The 18,021-nt window shown below is 52.6% G+C and carries 16 protein-coding genes; 6 read left to right on the forward strand and 10 right to left on the reverse strand.

The window, feature by feature from the left end:
* Positions 1 to 3: 3 nt before the first annotated feature.
* The 5 genes from JTN23_RS21315 to JTN23_RS21335 all read right to left on the reverse strand — a co-directional run bounded on the left by JTN23_RS21315 (position 4) and on the right by JTN23_RS21335 (position 3,542).
* Positions 4 to 612, reverse strand: a complete 609-nt coding sequence (locus JTN23_RS21315) for a hypothetical protein (protein ID WP_247237086.1) — start codon at positions 610 to 612, stop codon at positions 4 to 6.
* A gap of 11 nt (positions 613 to 623) precedes the next feature.
* Positions 624 to 1,112, reverse strand: a complete 489-nt coding sequence (locus JTN23_RS21320; RefSeq protein WP_247237087.1) for an RNA polymerase sigma factor — start codon at positions 1,110 to 1,112, stop codon at positions 624 to 626.
* Positions 1,105 to 1,944 (reverse strand): alpha/beta fold hydrolase, encoded by an 840-nt coding sequence (locus JTN23_RS21325; RefSeq protein ID WP_247237088.1) that lies wholly within the window; start codon positions 1,942 to 1,944, stop codon positions 1,105 to 1,107. Before JTN23_RS21325 ends, JTN23_RS21320 begins: the two co-directional genes overlap by 8 nt.
* Before the next feature lie 94 nt (positions 1,945 to 2,038).
* Positions 2,039 to 2,659 (reverse strand): hypothetical protein, encoded by a 621-nt coding sequence (locus JTN23_RS21330; protein WP_247237089.1) that lies wholly within the window; start codon positions 2,657 to 2,659, stop codon positions 2,039 to 2,041.
* A gap of 193 nt (positions 2,660 to 2,852) precedes the next feature.
* Positions 2,853 to 3,542, reverse strand: a complete 690-nt coding sequence (locus tag JTN23_RS21335) for an NUDIX hydrolase (protein WP_247237090.1) — start codon at positions 3,540 to 3,542, stop codon at positions 2,853 to 2,855.
* A gap of 121 nt (positions 3,543 to 3,663) precedes the next feature.
* Here JTN23_RS21335 and JTN23_RS21340 point away from each other — a divergent pair, with 121 nt between their 5' ends.
* The 3 genes from JTN23_RS21340 (at position 3,664) to JTN23_RS21350 (ending at position 9,313) form a co-directional block, all read left to right on the forward strand.
* Complete coding sequence (locus tag JTN23_RS21340) at positions 3,664 to 5,298, forward strand: carboxylesterase/lipase family protein (RefSeq protein WP_247237091.1); 1,635 nt, start codon at positions 3,664 to 3,666, stop codon at positions 5,296 to 5,298.
* A gap of 20 nt (positions 5,299 to 5,318) precedes the next feature.
* Positions 5,319 to 6,278 (forward strand): sugar phosphate isomerase/epimerase family protein, encoded by a 960-nt coding sequence (locus tag JTN23_RS21345; RefSeq protein WP_247237092.1) that lies wholly within the window; start codon positions 5,319 to 5,321, stop codon positions 6,276 to 6,278.
* Between the two features lie 269 nt (positions 6,279 to 6,547).
* The gene (locus tag JTN23_RS21350) at positions 6,548 to 9,313 is read left to right on the forward strand and encodes a DUF6797 domain-containing protein (protein ID WP_247237093.1); all 2,766 of its coding nucleotides are present in this window, start codon (positions 6,548 to 6,550) and stop codon (positions 9,311 to 9,313) included.
* Positions 9,314 to 9,410: 97 nt separating this feature from the next.
* Here the strand turns inward: JTN23_RS21350 and JTN23_RS21355 are convergent, their stop codons facing one another.
* Positions 9,411 to 9,971 carry a YqgE/AlgH family protein gene (locus JTN23_RS21355; protein WP_247237094.1) on the reverse strand — a complete coding sequence of 187 codons (561 nt, stop codon included), beginning with the start codon at positions 9,969 to 9,971 and terminating at the stop codon, positions 9,411 to 9,413.
* 429 nt (positions 9,972 to 10,400) lie between these two features.
* Positions 10,401 to 11,645 carry a cytochrome P450 gene (locus JTN23_RS21360; protein WP_247237095.1) on the reverse strand — a complete coding sequence of 415 codons (1,245 nt, stop codon included), beginning with the start codon at positions 11,643 to 11,645 and terminating at the stop codon, positions 10,401 to 10,403.
* 134 nt (positions 11,646 to 11,779) lie between these two features.
* On the opposite strand from JTN23_RS21360, the gene JTN23_RS21365 reads away from it, so the two are divergent.
* Positions 11,780 to 12,298: a gamma carbonic anhydrase family protein gene (locus JTN23_RS21365; protein WP_247237096.1), complete on the forward strand. Its 519-nt coding sequence runs from the start codon at positions 11,780 to 11,782 to the stop codon at positions 12,296 to 12,298.
* Positions 12,299 to 12,301: 3 nt separating this feature from the next.
* Here JTN23_RS21365 and JTN23_RS21370 read toward each other — a convergent pair whose 3' ends face one another.
* Positions 12,302 to 12,955 carry a DedA family protein gene (locus tag JTN23_RS21370; RefSeq protein ID WP_247237097.1) on the reverse strand — a complete coding sequence of 218 codons (654 nt, stop codon included), beginning with the start codon at positions 12,953 to 12,955 and terminating at the stop codon, positions 12,302 to 12,304.
* A 114-nt stretch (positions 12,956 to 13,069) separates the two neighbouring features.
* A complete protein-coding gene (locus JTN23_RS21375) occupies positions 13,070 to 14,962 on the reverse strand; it encodes an ABC-F family ATP-binding cassette domain-containing protein (protein ID WP_247237098.1) in 1,893 nt (630 codons plus the stop codon).
* A 198-nt stretch (positions 14,963 to 15,160) separates the two neighbouring features.
* Here JTN23_RS21375 and JTN23_RS21380 point away from each other — a divergent pair, with 198 nt between their 5' ends.
* The gene (locus tag JTN23_RS21380; protein WP_247237099.1) at positions 15,161 to 16,153 is read left to right on the forward strand and encodes a formylglycine-generating enzyme family protein; all 993 of its coding nucleotides are present in this window, start codon (positions 15,161 to 15,163) and stop codon (positions 16,151 to 16,153) included.
* Positions 16,154 to 16,192: 39 nt separating this feature from the next.
* Positions 16,193 to 17,521 carry a Gfo/Idh/MocA family protein gene (locus tag JTN23_RS21385; protein WP_247237100.1) on the forward strand — a complete coding sequence of 443 codons (1,329 nt, stop codon included), beginning with the start codon at positions 16,193 to 16,195 and terminating at the stop codon, positions 17,519 to 17,521.
* Between the two features lie 91 nt (positions 17,522 to 17,612).
* Here the strand turns inward: JTN23_RS21385 and JTN23_RS21390 are convergent.
* Positions 17,613 to 18,021: integrase core domain-containing protein (locus JTN23_RS21390; RefSeq protein WP_247237101.1), on the reverse strand; the 409-nt coding region annotated here is incomplete at its 5' end.

Here is an 18,021-nt window from a genome sequence, read left to right on the forward strand (position 1 = left end):
AAATCAGGAGTCCAGTTCTGTACCGGTCGGGGTGGCCTGGAGGTCGTTTTGTATCTCGATCAGTTCGGCCAGGCTTTTCATTTCCTTTTTGATGCCTTTACGGATTTGAACAAAGAGGAATACTGCCATGACTACGAATGACACATGCATCAGGACCATCCAGTTGAAAGGGATGTACAGGCTGAACTCGGGCGTCAGCAAATAAAAACCCAGTATATACATACCGACTATAGAAAGGGTGACCGGTCCGTGAACCCGCTTGCGGAAGCTGTAGTACCCGACGGCCTCCTGGGTGGCCTGGAGTGTAGTGGTACCCAGCCGTATCTTTCGGGATTTATAGATACTCCACACCTCTATCGCGATACGGAGCAACAGCCCACCTAGCATACATACTACCCCTACCCGGCTGAGTACCTCCCTGACCGGAGCCACCCAATAAAAGAAGGATCCGACCCCGATCAGGGTGATGGTCAGGACCAGAATATTTCCGAGCTGGAAGTACTGCGAACTTCGCTGTCGTTGGCGGGCCCGCCCTACCAGCTGGGTGCTATCGGTAGTGGTTGTTTTTAGCTGCGTCCTCGCTTTTTTCCACTGGTTTGAAAGCTCGTCCATAGTAGTATGTATTAGAGTAATTGTCTGAGTTTGTTTTTAATCCGGTGAATCCTGACCCGCAGGCTCACCGCATTGATACCTGTTACCCTGGCTATTTCCTCGTATTCCAGTTCGTCCAGTACCATCATGATAATGAGCCGGTCCAGCTCGGGTAGTTTTCCGATGGCCTGGTACAAAGGCTGGTACATCGCGCCCTCCTCTACCCAATCAGCCTGGACCAGATGGTGTACGGCCTCCTGAGCTACTTTCTCCTTTCGGCGGGTAGTCCGGATGTACATCAGGCAGGTATTGACGGTGATGCGGTAAATCCAGGTCTTAGCGGAGGCCTCGCCCCGAAACTGCGGCAGGGCCCGCCAGACGTTGATGAAAATCTCCTGCGCGAGGTCCTTGGCCTGGTCCCGGTCGCCCTGCACGTAGCCCAGGCACACCTGGAGTACCATCGGGCGGTACTGCTGGTACAGCGACTCAAACGGCGGTAACTGGGCGGGAGAGCTACTCATTTTTTAGAAAGGCGGCTACTTTTTCGTACAGCCAGTCGGGCTGGTCAAACATGATAAAATGCTTGCTGGCGGGAGCAATCTGAATGGTTTTGGCCGATAGCCCGGCGTACTGCTTCTGGAAGTTTTCCAGGACTACCTTCTCATCCGGAAACGGAGCACCCAGGATCAGGGCTTTGGCCTTTATGCCAGGCAGTACTTCCCGCAGGTCCAGTTTGAGCAGGTCGGTGTACCCGTACACGTAGGTGGGCCGGTGGGCTTCCAGGATCCAGCGGGCGAGGGTATCGGCCATGGCTTTATGGTTGGTCATGTTGGCGGCCATGCCTCGGGCCATCTGAGCAAACTGCTCATCTGGCATTTCCAGCATCTGCTTGTTGTACGGACTTTCGTAGGAGATCTGCGAGGCCGGTACGCCGGGCATCATGAGCGCCCGCATGCAGGGAATGGCATCCACCAGTACCAGTTTGGTAACGCGGTCGGGAAGGGCCGCGGCTATATCCACCGCCAGACTGCCTCCCATACTGTGCCCGATGATAGTCAGGTCCGTCAGTTTTTGCTGCTCAATGTACGACAGCAGCTCCTGCCGGAGGCGGGGGTACCAGGGCGTATCGACGGGTAGCAGGCCGTTGAAGCCGGCGTAGGAGACCACGTGGCTCTGCACTTCCCCATTGAGGTGGCGGATGGTTTCGTTCCAGACCGAGCCCGGTGACGTAAAACCCGGCAGAAAAAGAACGGCAGTTCCCTGGCCTTTCTTCACTACCCGAATGGCCTGGGGCTGGGCGAAGGCCATAGCGGCCATAATCAGTAGAGCGGTAGTAAATGAGATAGTCTTCATCCTAATTTTATCGCTTTGATGCGGGTGCCGGATAAATGTTACATCGGCTCTGACTTTTTTCTATTCATTACCCAAAACTATACAGAAAAGGAGCCTAGTTGTCAATCAAACTTCTCCCCAGGTCACCCAGGCGTTCAATGTCCTTTTCTCCAAAGTTAGCCAGGCTCATAACGGGTAGCGATGCCTCTTTGGTGATTTTCTTCTTCAGGGTGGGCTTTGTGATATCGTACTTGTTGGTCAGTAAGTTCACCGTTTTTGTATAAGCCCCCTCATGCACCGCATTACCAAATGATTCTTCGTCGTAGCCGATCAGCCGCATGCTGGCTATAGAGGGATAGTACTTGAACTTGAAATTCATACAGAACCTTCCATTGCCGAGGCACGCTCCTACGCTAAGTACTTTGGTCTTGTCATTGAACTGGAGGTCGTAGTGGTGTGTGCTAAACGGAAAGGAATAGACAGTATTTGATTTTGAATACACAGAGCTTAGATATACAGCCACCCTGTTTTCTTCCTCGCCGGAGCGGCTTTTGGAGTACACCGTTACCAGATCCTTTACCCCATCGTTGTCAAAGTCAGCAGAAAGGGAGTAAGGCTTTTTGTCCAGGTCCAGGTAGGGGTAATACCCTTGGGGAACGGGGTACTTTGGGGTCTGGCTATTACCTTCTATAGCCATTGTCACACTGAATAGTAAGAACAGAACGAAGGGCTTCATGGGGTAGTGAATAATTTGGAATACGTATGTGGTAGCATTGGGGCCAGGCTACACCCGAAAAGAAAAGAATCAGATCGAACAGGTGAAGAGTAGGTAATGCTGCTTCATGCATAGGATGTGTAGGATTGCAAATGAGTATAGGTCATAACTACCCTGTAAGCAGGCAAAGTTACAACAGATTTACGATGCGCCCTCACCCAAAACTATACAGAAAAGGAGCCTTGTTAGCGGCACCAGAGTACTGCTTCTCGTGGCGCTGCAACACACCGAGGCTCAGCATTTTCCGCTGAAAGGTACCCCGGTGGAGCTTTTCGCCCAGAATGGCTTCGTACACATGCTGCAGCTCCTTCATGGTAAATCGGGCGGGGAGTAGATTGCCTCCCACCAGCTTACGGTTGATGTTCTCCCGCAGGGTTTCCAGGGCTTTCTGCACAATCTGCGCGTGATCGAGCATCAGGGGAGGTAGCTGGTCCACATCGTACCACCCACAGGAGTCCGACAAGGCATCGGGCGTAGGTACTACCTCCGCATAATTAATCAGGGCATAGTAGGCCACCGTTATAAACCGGTCCAGCAACCACGACAGGTCTTCGTCGGGTGTATGGTTAGCCTGAATAATCTGCTTCATCACTTCGGGCTTGTAACGGGCTACGTCGCCAAATGTATAAAACTGTTCGAGGTAAATCTGGTCCAGCCCCGTCCGTTCTTTAAGTCCTCGTTGTACGGCATCGTTCAGATTTTCGTCTTTACGGACAAATCCACCCGGCAAAGCGAACAGGCCGGTGTTGTGATATTCCAGTATTAGTATCTTCAGCTTCTCTCCTGAAAATCCAAAAATTACTGAGTCGTAGGCTATGTGATGTAGGTAATTGTCTCCCTGCATAGGTTGTGTTGTAGCTCCGAACCGCTACCCGTTTTAATAATTTTTCAAAACTAAATAGGATTATTTTAAAGAACTAATTATTATTGTCGCAAAATGCGACAATAATAATTCAACCTTATTTATGAAACGAGTCCTTTATACCATAGCTCTTGCGTTAGGAGTATCCCTGGCTGGTCAGGCCCAGAACACCAATGCCTTTGCGGTACAAACCAAAATTGAACCCGGCACTATCGAGGGGGACTACGATACCAAAACCGGTATCCAGACCTACTTCGGTGTACCCTTTGCCAAACCACCCGTCGGAAATCTGCGCTGGAAAGCGCCCCAGCCGGTAGACAAGTGGACGGGTGTAAAAGAAACAAAGCAGTTTGGCCCCCGGCCCATGCAGAAGCTCGTCTTTGGCGATATGAACTCCCGCTCCAACGGCGTCAGCGAAGACTGCCTGTACCTGAATGTGTGGACGCCGGCCAAGCGTACTACCAAGGACCTGCCGGTGCTGGTGTACTTCTACGGGGGTGGCAACGTAGCGGGCGACGGTTCCGAGCCTCGTTACGACGGTGAGGCTATGGCCAAAAAAGGCATCGTAGTAGTTACCTGCAACTACCGCCTGAATATTTTCGGCAACTTTGCCCATCCTGAACTATCAGCCGAGGCTCCTTACAAAGCATCCGGCAACTACGGCTACCTCGACCAGCTGGCGGCCCTGCAGTGGGTGCAGAAAAACATAGCTCAGTTTGGTGGCGATCCTAAGAAAGTAACCATCGCGGGCGAATCGGCCGGTTCTATATCCGTGAGCTACCAGATGGCATCGCCCTTGTCGAAAGGCCTTATAGCCGGAGCCATCGGCGAAAGCGGAGCGGGTATCAGTCCTACTATGGCCCCCGTACCCCTGGCCGAAGCTGAGAAACAGGGAGCTGAATTTGCCAAAAACGCGGGTGTACCTACGCTGAAGCAACTGCGTGCGCTGTCGTCACGCGACCTGTACGAGATGTATGACGAGTCGAAGCGCTTTGGCTTTCCGGTAGTACTGGATGGCTACTTCCTCCCCAAGTACCTTCCGCAGATCTTTGCTGCCCGTGAGCAGGCTCAGGTACCCCTGCTGGTAGGCTGGAACTCAGCCGAAATTCCGGCCGGAGCCTTTATGCAGGGAAAACCTAATACCCGCGAGAACTTTATTGAGCGCGTCAAAGCCGAGTACCCCGATACCCACCAGGAGGTCCTTAAACTGTATCCGCATGGAAACGAAAAAGAAGTGGAGCTGTCGGCTACGGCCCTGGCCTCTGACCGTTTCATTTCCTACTCGACCTGGAAATGGTTTGACCTGCACCGCAATAATTCTACCCAGCCGGTATACCGCTATCTGTACAGCAAGCTGCGCCCGCCCCTGGTAGATAATACCCTGACTCCGGGCCTGGCGGGAGGTACTATCAAGAAGACCTCCAATGCTCCCGAGCCTCCCAAAGCCGTGGGTGCGCCGCATGCCTGCGAAATCGAGTACTGCATGGGTAACCTGCACCTGATCAAAGAATACGCCTGGACCGACGAGGATTACAAAGTATCAGAAACTATGTCGGAGTACTTTGCCAACTTCATCAAGACCGGCAACCCGAACGGAGCTAAGCTACCTACCTGGGAGGCTGCCAAAGCGGGTGATGCTACGCCTCCGGTTATGATCATCGACGCCGTATCACGTACTGAGAAAGCAAAAGACGATGCTCGTTACGATTTTCTGGACAAGGCATACAAGAATAAATAAGACCCGAAGTATAACAGAACATGACGACGAGAAGAGAATTCATAAAGAGTACGGGCCTCCTAACGGCTGCGGCATTTTCACCAATCAGTAGCGTAATGGCGGATCTGAAAAAGAATAACCAACTGGGTATACAGCTTTTCTCTATTCCTAAAATGCTCTCCGAAGATTTTGTGGGAGGCATGAAGATGCTCTCTGACCTGGGCTATAAGGAAATTGAAATGTACGGCCCGTTTCCGTTCAGTGCCGACAAAGCCAAAAAAGGCTGGGAAGGCGCCGCCAATATGCTGGGATTTAGCGGAAGCGGGTACTTTGGCCGGGATGTGAAGGAAGTCAAGAAAATTCTGGCTGACCACGGCCTCAAGACCACCGGTACCCACACCGACCTGGACACGCTGCTGGAAAACATGGGACCTCTGGCCGAAGCAGCGAATGTACTGGGACAGAAGTATGTGACACTACCTGCCATACCCGACGACAAGCGACGGACGCTGGATGACTACCGAAAAATGGCCGATACCTTCAACACCATCGGAGCCAATGCCAAAAAGAACGGGGTTAAGTTTGGCTACCACAACCACGGGTACGGATTCAAACCGGTGGATGGTAAGGTACCTTTTGAAGTACTAGTGGACAATACCGATCCCAATCTGGTGTTCCTGGAGATGGATATTTTCTGGACCACCGCTGCGGGAGCCGATCCGGTCAACTACCTTAACAAGTACGCTAACCGGTACAAGATGCTGCACCTCAAGGATATGAAGGAGAAAAAGACATTTAGTGGCGATGGAAACGATGCTTCTCAATGGTTCCCGCTCTTCTCCTCCATGACTTCAGCCGGCGAGGGCGTTATGGATCTGAAAGGTATCATCTCTACCGCTAAGAAGATAGGTGTAGAACACTACTATGTAGAGCAGGATATGGTGGCTGCTCCCAAAGAGGCGCTTGGAAAAAGCGCCGCCTACCTGACCAGCCGGATTTAAGGTTGCAGTTTCGGAAGCCTGGTAGCCATAGTATAAACTAATTATAGTGAGCAGAACGCCTGCTACCGTCCTCTATAAAGCGGACCGGTAGCAGGCGTTTCACTTTTTTGGGCCTGTATGTAAGGAGATCGGGCATTTTCTGCGTCAGTACAATATCCGGCTGCACCGTACAAAATCACCGGAAGGTTACAGTAAAAATATACGCTAACCGGGTTCATTACAGTTAATAAGGTGCAGTAAACGGCCTTGCTTTCAATTATCATTGATCCATGTTTAGATTATCGCGTACCGTTACCCTTATAGCTTCGGTCGGCGCTCTGTCCGTAGCTTCGCTGTTCATGGCCGGTAACTCCGACTTCAGGAAGGTAATTACCACCCAGCCCGACTCCCTCGAGCTCGGCGGCTTCGTCGAGGCCGACTTTCCTTTTATCTCTACGTCCATTGACGGTCGTAAGCTGGGGCCGGGCTTTCCGAAGGAGAATGAGGCAGCACGGACGCTGGCTATCCGGCTCAGCGACAGCGCTTACGTGTGCTTTGATACGGACCTGCTCCGGTGGTCGGTAGCCTGGACCCGAAGTTTTATGCCCATGAACCTGATGGCGCAGGTGTCGTACAGTGATTTTTTTAACAAGAGTAATAAACTGGCTACCATTGGCGGTGTTCCTCAGCTGGCTACCGGAAGCTACGCCGGCTGGGTAGCCTTAAAGGGCAATGCAGCAAATTTCGAGGTAGGTGCTCCCAAGCGCGACTGGATACCGCTACCGGCTGGGGAGGCCCGCTGGAACGGCGTATATACCCACGGCAATAAGGTGGTACTGAACTATACTGTTGGACAAACGCCGGTGCTGGAGCTGCCCGGAAGTACCTCATTCAGCGGACAGACTGCCTTTACCCGCACCTTCCGGATAGGCTCCTCGGCTGATGCGCTGGGGCTCGTACTAGCGGAAGTACCTAATGCAAAGAGAGTAGAGCAGAATGCTCGCTTCGCGTACATCTATCAGGGCGCTAACCTGGATACCGTCACGGCCGTAGGACTGGCCGGTAAAGGCACTCGCCTGATGACGACCAGCGTATCGGAAAAAGGTCACCTGAAAGTCAGAGTAGCACCATCCAGCAAGGATGTGGAAGCTACGGTGATAGTATGGAAAGGCCCGGCTCGATTAATAAAGCAATTTGAAAAAGCCGCCAAAGCAACCAAGGTTACTCTTCCTGACGTACAGAAGGGCGGCCCTGCCTATTGGAAGCAGGATGTGGTAACGCGGGGTGTACTATCACCGGATACGGCAGCCTTCGTTACCGATAAGGTAACCTTACCCCTACCCAACCCCTGGAAGCGGAACGTCCGGGTGGCGGATGTATCCTTCTTTAAGGATGGCCGCGCCGCGGCCATTACCTTCGAGGGCGATGTATGGCTGATCGATGGCATTGACCGCAGCCTCCAGAATGTGAGGTGGCGACGGTTTGCGTCGGGTATGCACGAGACCATGAGCATTGAGGTAGTGAATGATACCATCTACGTGTTCGGCCGGGAAGGCATCGTGCGGCTGCACGACCTGAACCGCGACGGTGTGGCTGACTACTACGAAAACTTCTCCAATGTGATGTCGCAGTCGCCCGAAGGCCGTGAGTGGGCGGGAGACCTGGTACACGCGCCGGATGGCAGCTTCTATGTAGCCAAAGGCGGTAGCCTGAGCAACGGCCCCGGTATGACACCACAGGTTGCGAAAGGATTCCGTCAGGGCTCGAAGCACAATGGTGTTGTCCTCCGGATTTCACCTAATGGCCGTGAAGCCGAGACCATCGCCACGGGCTTAAGAGGGCCATACCTGGGCATCCATCCCCAGACCGGTGTCCTGACTGCCTCCGATCAGCAGGGCAACTTTGTCCCTTCTACCCCGATCTACGTGATCAGGAAAGGCGACTACTACGGCGTTTCACCTACTGCCCATACAGACGAAAATCCACCCATTGCCCCACCACTGACCTGGATACCTCACCACATAGACCAGTCGAGTATTGCGCAAGCCTGGGTTATAAGCGATAAGATGGGACCGCTGAATGGTCAGATGGTGCATTTCTCCTTTGGCCGCCCCGGTTTGTTCAGGGTGCTGGTAGATAGTACTTCACAGGGGATACAGGGAGGCGTTTCGGTGATCCATGCCGACTACCCTGCTCCTACTTCCAAGGGCGCGGTTAATCCCGCAGACGGACAACTTTACGTCGCCGGCTTTAACCTGTGGGGCTCCAACTCCAAGGGACTAAGCGCGCTGCTGCGCCTACGCTACACGGGCAAGCCCAGCTACATGGTCAGCCAGTTTGAGGCCGGTAAGCAAGGCATTGTACTTGGCTTCGACTCGGAACTGGATCCGGCCGTAGCTGCCAATCCTGAAAACTTCCGGGTGAAGCGGTACAACTACAAGCGTACGGAAGAGTACGGCTCCGGCCACTACAAGCTGGATGGATCTACCGGCGAGGAAACCATGTACGTGTCGGCCGCTTACGTATCTCCCGACCGAAAGAAGGTACTACTGCTGGTACCTGACATGAAAGAAGTGATGCAGATGGAGGTAGACTATCAACTGGCGGCTAAGGACGGTCGTAAAATAACCGATCAGTTCTGGTTTACGATCAATGATCTGGACGAGCTAACTCCCGCCAAACATGGCTTTGAAAAAGTAGACTACAACCTTTTGACCATTCGACGGGAAGCTTCGGCCGCGCAGCCCAAGGAAGTCGCTTCGGCGGAGAAGGGCAAACAGGTGTTCCAGAAGACGGCGTGTGCCGGTTGTCATTCGGAAGGTACCCGTACCAAGGGGATGTACGGCCCGCCTTTCCAGCCCCTGTACGGTGCCCAGCGCCCCTTAGAGGATGGTACCACCGTTGTGGCTGATGATGAGTACATCCGGGAGTCGATCCTGAATCCGTCGGCCAAAATCGTGAAGGGCTACAATCCCGAAATGCCCTCGTTCCAGGGTATCCTGTCTGATACGGATATCGAATCAGTAATACTATATATAAAGTCGTTGAAGAAGTAGAGATTCGGCAGGGACGGAATGTACCAGGTATTGAAGCAGAAAAGAAAAACTAGTGGGCACCAAAAAGAAGAGACGCAATTGCTTGCGTCTCTTCTTTTTAATTCAGGCTTGGATCTATGGGGTAATGGGCGATGGAGCGGTACTTGCCTCCCATGTTTTTCAGGACTTCACGCCAAAAGTGGTTAGCTGGTGTGCTGAACAAAAAGTCGGACGAAGTCTGAGATACAATCCAGGTTTTCTGAAGCAGTTCGTCCAGAAGCTGGCCGCTGCCCCAACCCGAATACCCTACAAAAAAGCGAAGATCTTCATTAGTAAGCTGATTGACATTGATTAGTGTCTTGACCTGTTCAAAGTCGCCTCCCCAGTACACATTCTCTCCGATCTCGATACCTCCTTCGATGAGGTCGGGGCGACAGTGGATAAAGTGCAGGGTATTTTTCTCCACGGGTCCACCCAGGTAAAGAGGTATATCCTGATAAATCGTTTCTTCAAGTACATCGCCAAGCATCAGCTCGGTAGCCTGGTTCAGAACGAACCCAAAAGACCCCTGTTCGTTATGCTCGCACAGCAATATTACGCCACGCTCAAAATTAGGGTCGCTAAGAAAGGGTTCTGCAATCAGCAGGCTCCCCTTTGATATATTAACAACTGATGCCATAACTTTTCCATTTAGGTTAATTCTTATGCTCAATATATTGATTTTCCCTGCGGAAAAACCTGTTTCCTTCTTTAACCGAAAATAAGTTACTAAAATTGTTCCACTTCTACGGCACGGCCCGGTAGAGCTCTATTTGTACTAGTATGTACGAAAACTGTGCTGATTAGGACCAGAGATGACATTACAAAAAGCTTCTGGATTATCTCCGATACAGTTCCAGCCTTCCTCACAGTATCGTGGCGGCGGGTCAACAGGTTGACGCCCACCTGCCGTTGGCGGCGGCATCCCACTTGCAACAACAGTAGCCCACCACATTTACAGCCTCCTGCTCCTGCCAAGTGGGGTTGCTTACGTAATGGGCTACTATATGGGCCGGATGTTTATCTGTAAGAATGCCCGACGACATTCCTTCGCTCAGTACTCAGGCAGCTATATGACTTTGACATTGTTCATCACAAAACCGCTCTCCGGATAGGTAGGCATACGCCTCAGACTATACGACAGGTCCTGCTGGGGTACATCGTACCGCAGGCGGTTGACCAGATGGTCCACGGCTATTTTGAGCGTTTCCAGCGTTATTCGCTCGCCGGGGCAGCGATGTCCCTTGTCGGGGTACCCTCCTCCGTGCGGAATAAAGTTGAACGGGCTGCCGTCCCAGCTACTGAAGCGCTCCGGCCTAAACTGCTCCGGATGTGCCCAGATCTTTTCATCGTGAATGGTACCAAATATATCCAGCATTACCATGGTTCCTTTTTCAAATTGGTAGCCCTTCCACTCAAAGTCTTCGCGCACGAGAGCTCCCATAAACGGCGCAATGGGATAAAACCGGCGTACCTCCTGAGCAAACCATTCGAGGTACTGCGGGTCTCCTTCCCGGAGCCGCTGGCGACACTCCGGATACTCGTGCAGGGCTACCGCGGCAAATGTGATAAAATAAGAAACAGCCACCGTAGGCCGTATCATATTGATCAGCTCCACCGCCGCCAGGCGGGGCTCCAGCAGCTGGCCGTCTTCGGTATGGGCCGCGATTACGGAGGCCGGAGATCCCTCAGCTACGTAGAGCCGCTTGTCGCGTATTTGTTCGATTACCCCAATAATCCACTCTTCGGTGCGGCTCCGGGCCCGCTTGCCACGCCAGTGCCGGGGCCCTACGGCCCCAAAGGCATCTACCATGGCGGTAAAGTCCTGCGCCCGTTGCTCTACCTCTTCCTCCGGTAGTGGCACACCCGCCCAGGTACAGGCGGCCCGGGTAATGAGCTGCTGCATTTCCGGGAAGAGCGTCACCTCCCCTTTCTGCTCCCATACGGGCAGGATAGCCTCCCACTCCCTAAGCAAGCAGTCCGTAAGGTTCTGGATGCTCTCGTCCGACGCCAGGGTCAGGAATACCTGCTTTCGGCGCCGGTGTTTTTCGCCATCCAGGGTATGTATCGCGTCTTCACCGACCAGGGTTTTCTGTATTCGCTTGGGTACCGCCCCACTCCTCTGAAACTTGTCCGGATCATAAAAGAGCTTCGCCCCTTCTTCTCCTCCCAGGCAGATCACGTTCATCCCCATGAACCGGATCGCCAGCACATCAGTACCGTTTTCTTTTCGTTTGTTGAGCAGGAAGTCGTACCCGTCTTTCAGAAGCGACAGGGTATTGTCCAGGCTTTTATCCTGAGGTATAGTTGCCATAGTAGTCATAGTTTGGTTGTGGATAAAACGACAGGCTCCGTACCTACGCCGCTTAATATGTCTCTATCTGAGCGTATCGTATTTTAAAACACAACTACTGTATTACTTTTATGGTTGAAAAAAAACCTGAAACTATGGCTTTGATACGATCTGTACGGGGAATAAAACCTGAATTGGGCGACAACTGCTGGCTGGCCGATAACGCCACAGTAGTAGGGGATGTAGTGATGGGCGATAACTGTACCGTGTGGTTCAACGCGGTGGTACGGGGTGACGTCAACAGCATCCGGATTGGCCACAACTCCAACATACAGGATGGAGCCGTGATCCACTGTACCTACCAGCGGTTTGGCACTACCATCGGCAACTACGTATCCATTGCGCACAACGCCATTGTACACGGCTGCACCATACAGGACCGGGTACTTATAGGTATGGGCGCTATAGTGATGGATGGCGCCGTGATAGGCGAAGGGGCCATTGTGGCCGCGGGAGCCATCGTCACGCAGGGTACCATCGTGGAGCCGGGGAGTATATACGCCGGCAATCCAGCGCGCTTCCTGAAGAAGGTGTCGCCCGAGCTGGATGAGGTGATTACCCGCACGGCCAACAACTACATTACGTACTCGGGCTGGTTCAGGGAAGAAGAGTAAGATCTACTTCATCGTACGTTCCTGCTCCGCCTTCATTTCCTTGCGGGCGTTGAAGTACCCTTTTACGACGGTCACGGTAGTAATGGCCAGGAAGAAGATCACGATGTAGTGTACATAGTCAATGATCCAGGGGAAGCGGCTGCCGAAGTAGTAGCCTCCGCCCGTCAGTCCACCGATCCAGATGGCTCCTCCCAGTACATTATAGGTCAGGAAGTCAGCGGGACGCATTTTGACTACGCCCGCAAGAATGGGAGCAAATGTACGTACTACGGGTAAAAAGCGGCTAATGACCAGGGTGCGGCTGCCGTACTTTTCGAAGTACTTGCGGGTAGTCTCGATATGTTTCCGCTTGAAGAAAAGGGAGTCCTTTCTGTTTTCGAGCTGGTCGCCAAAGTACTTACCGAACAGGTACCCTACCAGCGAGCCCAGTACCGCCGCGGCAAACAGGCATATCAGTAGGACGGAGAGAGGTACGTCGAGCAGATGCGTACCACAGAACACCCCCGCCAGGAACACGAGGTAGTCGCCGGGGAGGAAAAAAGCGAAGAACAGACCGTTTTCGGCAAAGACGATGAGGGTAATCACAACAAGCCCACCCGTACGAATGAGCTCTTCGGAATCAAGCAGATACTGAAAAAATTCAAGAATAGAATTCATAAAAGGCCGTTTTTACAAAGGTAGTAGCCGAGGTACCGGCCCTCTGTTTCAGAGCCTGTACCCCGGACATCTGCCATGACGACGCATGGCTGGTAGCGGGTTATATACCCAAAGTTAAGCAAATTCTGATAGTTCGAGCCAGCGCATCTCTTTCTCCGACAGCTCCTCTGTTATCTGCTCAATCGCTCTGGCCCATTCGGTCAACTCCTCGTGGGAGCCACCATTGTTAAGTTTTCCAATCAACTCCCCCTTGCGTTCTTCCAGCTTGGCTATATCCGTTTCCAGTTGCTCCAGCTCCCGCTGCTCCTTGTAGCTCAGCTTCCGCTTGGATGAAGAGGAAGTATTGGCAGCTTTGACTGGTTCAGGGCTTGGCGCCGCAGCCTGTTGTCGGCTCTGGGCCAGTTGCTGCTCGCGCTTCTGCCCGGCTTCCTGCTCCTCCTGCCAGATGCGGAAGTCGCTGTAGTTGCCGGGAAAATCACGGATCTTGCCTTCTCCTTCAAATACAAACAGGTGGTCTACCAGCCGGTCCAGGAAGTAACGGTCGTGCGACACGATCACCAGACAGCCCGGAAAGTTGACCAGAAATTCCTCGAGTACGTTGAGGCTACTAATGTCCAGGTCGTTGGTAGGCTCATCCAGAATAAGGAAGTTGGGCTCCTTCATCAGTACCAGCAAGAGCTGCAGGCGGCGCTTCTCCCCCCCGCTCAGCTTGGAGATGAAGTCGTGCTGCTTGGACGGCGAAAACAGAAATGCCTCCAGGAACTTCGACACCGTGACAGTCTGCCCGGTACCCAGCCGTACGACCTCCGCTACATCCTTTACAATATCAATGACCCGCTGGTCGTCCCGGAACTCAAGGTCACTCTGGGTGTAGTAGCCAAACTGCACCGTATCCCCACGTACTACCTGTCCGTTGTCCGGGCGAAGCTCGCCCGTGATCATATTCAACAGGGTACTTTTACCCATTCCGTTCTGCCCTACGATGCCGATGCGGTCGCCCTTGCGGAAGGTGTACAGGAAGTTATGGATCAGCTCACGGTCGCCGAAGCGCTTGCCTACGCTCTGCAGCTCCACGATCTTGCTACCCAGGCGGGTGGCCTTCACGTTCAGCTCCATCTGGTTGTCGTACTTGCGCTGGCTGGCCTTGTCTTTCAGGTCTTCGAAGGCATCTACGCGGTACTTGGCTTTGGTACCACGCGCTTTGGGCTGCCGACGGATCCAGTCCAGCTCCTTACGCATCAGGTTACGGGCCTTGTCAATCTCGGCGGCTTCCATTTCCTCCCGCTCCGCTTTCTTTTCCAGAAAGTACGAGTAGTTGCCCTTGTAGGTATAGGCCGAGCCTCCGTCCAGCTCCACCACGTTGTTACATACCTTGTCCAGGAAGTACCGGTCGTGCGTTACGATCAGGAGCGTGGTGTTTTGGGTAGTAAGGTAGTTCTCGAGCCATTCTACCGTATCCAGGTCCAGGTGGTTGGTAGGCTCATCCAGAATCAGCAGGTCCGGGTCTTCGAGCAGTACCTTGGCCAGGGCTACCCGCTTGCGCTGTCCCCCCGACAGGGTACCAAAGCGCGCATCCACATCATGAATGCCCAGCCGCCCCAGTACTTCCTTGGCCTTGGCTTCAAAGTCCCAGGCTTTTAGCGAGTCCATTTCACCAAGAATGGCCGTCAGTTCGTTATTATTACTAGTAGCGAGGGCGTGTTCGTACCGCTTCACTACCTGGGCTACCGGGTTGGATGACGCAAAGATTACCTCCATCACGGGCAGCGCCTCGTCGAAGGAAGGGCTCTGGTCCAGGTACCCCAGACGGATATCCTTGCGCAGGCTCACCAGCCCTTCATCGGGCGGCATGAGTCCGGCCAGTATGTTCAGAAACGTAGTTTTGCCGGTTCCGTTGGTACCGATCAGGGCTACCTTATCACCCCGGCTCAGCCCGAAGTTAATGTTACGGAACAACCACTTTTCACCAAATGACTTTGATATATTTTCAGCAGAAAGATAATTCATGTATCAGATCAATATTTTAACCCAAAGTTAGGACTATAGCTGGTAAGTACCTGCTTTTGGGAAGAGAGCAGGTCAAGTCTATCTCCTTTAGTAACAAACATATCCTAAAAATTATCTTTTGTGTAGTATATCTTCGCTATTTTTACTCTTTATATTAAATAGACTTTTTTCAAGTACCCCCATTTGCAGTTTTGTCTGATGAATACGCGATTATCATTATTAGTAGCTAGTGTTTTTTCACCTTTATTGGCTTTTTCACAGGCCGATTTCAAGAGCTATACGCAGAAGATTCCGGGTAGCAGCCAGACCTACGATATGGTGGCTATACCGGGAGGTGAGTTTATGATGGGAAGCCCGGCTTCCGAAAAAGGCCGCCGCGAGGACGAAGGCCCGCAGCACAAGGTCAAGATCGAGCCCTTCTGGATGGGTAAGTACGAGGTCACCTGGGATATCTATGATCTGTATGCCTTCAAGAACATGGAGAAGGAAATGGCCGCCCGTAACCCCGACCCTTCCAATAGCATTGCCAAGACGGACGCCAGTACCCGTCCCAGCCCTCCGTACGTAGATATGTCGTTCGGAATGGGGCGCGCGGGCTATCCGGCTATCAACATGACGCAGTACTCGGCCATCTACTTCTGTAAGTGGCTGTACGAAAAGACGGGCATCTTTTACCGCCTGCCTACTGAGGCCGAGTGGGAATACGCCGCCCGTGCCGGTACCAAGACCGCCTACTCGTTTGGCGACGATCCGGCCAAGTTGGGTGAATATGCCTGGTACAAGGATAACAGTGACGGAGCTTACAAGCAGATTGGTCAGAAGAAGCCTAACCCCTGGGGGCTGCACGATATACACGGCAACGTAATGGAGTGGACACTGGACCAGTACCACCCCGACTACTACGCCAAAAGGGCTAAGGGAGAAGTAAAAGAAGCCTTTGCTCCCGTAACTGAGCTGTACCCCAACGCCGTCAGGGGCGGATCGTGGGACGACGATGCTTCGGTAGCCCGTAGCGCCGCCCGTACCCCCTCGTCACCCGACTGGAAGATCCTGGACCCCCAGCTGCCCAAGAGCGAGTGGTGGCTCACCAGCGCCTCCTTTGTAGGCATGCGCCTGGTACGTCCGGTGAAAACACCTTCGAAGGAGGAGATCGAGAAGTACTACAACCCGCCTCTGATCGAAGACTATTGATTTAGCATATATATCCTTTAACTCTTAACATACAGTACAATGGAAAAAAATCGTCGCGAATTCCTAAAAGCCTCCGGCCTACTGGCGGGTGGAGCCCTGCTTAGCCCTCTGGCATCCTACGGCTATAATAGTGCGGTAGACGATACAATCAAAGTCGCTCTGATCGGTTGTGGTGGTCGTGGCTCCGGAGCCGCAGCACAAGCTCTTAGCACTAGCCAGAACGTCAAACTGGTAGCTATGGCCGATGCCTTCCGCGATCGTCTGGAAGAAGCGTACACAGGTCTGACTAAGCGTAAATATAAAGATGCTTCGGGTAAGGAAGTCAGTAAGGTAGATGTACCCGACTCTCGCAAGTTTGTAGGGTTGGATGCTTATAAGCAAGCCATTGCTCTGGCCGATGTAGTGATCCTGGCAAGCCCTCCGGGCTTCCGTCCTTCTCACTTCGAAGAAGCCGTACGTCAGAACAAGCACGTTTTTATGGAGAAGCCTGTCGCAACCGATGCCCCTGGTATCCGTAAAGTGCTTGAAGTGGCCGAAATTGCTAAGAAGAAAAAACTGAACGTGGTGACTGGCCTGCAGCGCCACTACCAGCGCAACTACCGCGAAGCCATGAAACGCATCCACGACGGTGCCCTGGGTGACATCGTGGGCGGACAGGTGTACTGGGTAAGTGGTGGCGTATGGGTGCGTGAGCGCCAGCCCAGCATGACCGAGATGGAATACCAGATGCGTAACTGGTACTACTTCAACTGGCTGTGCGGCGACCATATCGTGGAGCAGCATGTACACAACATAGATGTAGCCAACTGGGCGAAGAACGCCTATCCGGTAAGCATACAAGGTACTGGTGGCCGTCAGGTACGTACGGACAAAAAGTACGGCGAGATATTTGACCACCACATGCTGGATATGGTGTACGCTGATGGTACCTGTATTTCGAGTCAGTGCCGTCACTACGAAGGTACTTACAGCAAAGTAGATGAGGCCTTCGTGGGTACCAAAGGACGCATCGACAGCTTCAGTGACAAAGGTACTGTACTGAAAGATTATAAAGGAGGCGTCATATACGCCCACGACAGCAAAGGCGACAAGAACCCCTACCAGGTAGAGCACGATGAACTGTTTGAGGCTATCGCCAAAGGAGAGTATAAGTTTGCCGATGCTGAGCGCACCGCCAAAAGTACTATGACGGCCATTATGGGCCGGATGGCTACCTACTCGGGCAAGCTGGTGAAGTGGGATGACGCTCTGAACTCAAATATCAACCTCTTCCCGGATAAGCTGGCCTGGGACGCTATGCCTAAGGTACTTCCCGGACCAGATGGATACTACCCGGTAGCAGTACCTGGCAAGACGCAGGTGATATAAGAGCTATTAGCTGTTAGGTTTTAGCCGTTAGCCTTTTACTTGAAGCTTGTCCCGACCTAAAAAAACGATACAGATTTTTAGGTGATTGGAGTTAAACAAATTCAGCAGTAGAAGCCCTAGGGCTTCTACTGCTTTTAGCTTTATAGGTTCTCATTTTGATCTGGTCTTGTTGGTGCATCATCTCCGGCGTGAGTAGGTGGTTTGAATAATGGGGCCTTTGTCGGTTGTACACATCAATGGACTCTTTCACTACCTTACGAATCAGACGTAAGTCCTCTCCAGCGGCATCAAGCATAAACTCCTGCTTGAGGATGCCGTTGATTCTCTCTGCGACAGCATTCTCATAAGGATCAGAGTCCTGGGTCATGCTGCATTGGATGTTGTTTTTGAGTAAGACCTGTTGATACTGGTCGGCACAGTACTGTATCCCCCTGTCAGAGTGGTGGATCAGCTCGAGCTTCTTGTCCACCCTCTGTTTGAGGGCCATCCTCAGGGCGTTA

This window comes from Telluribacter roseus (assembly GCF_017355915.2).
Classification (GTDB): Bacteria; Bacteroidota; Bacteroidia; order Cytophagales; family Spirosomataceae; genus Telluribacter.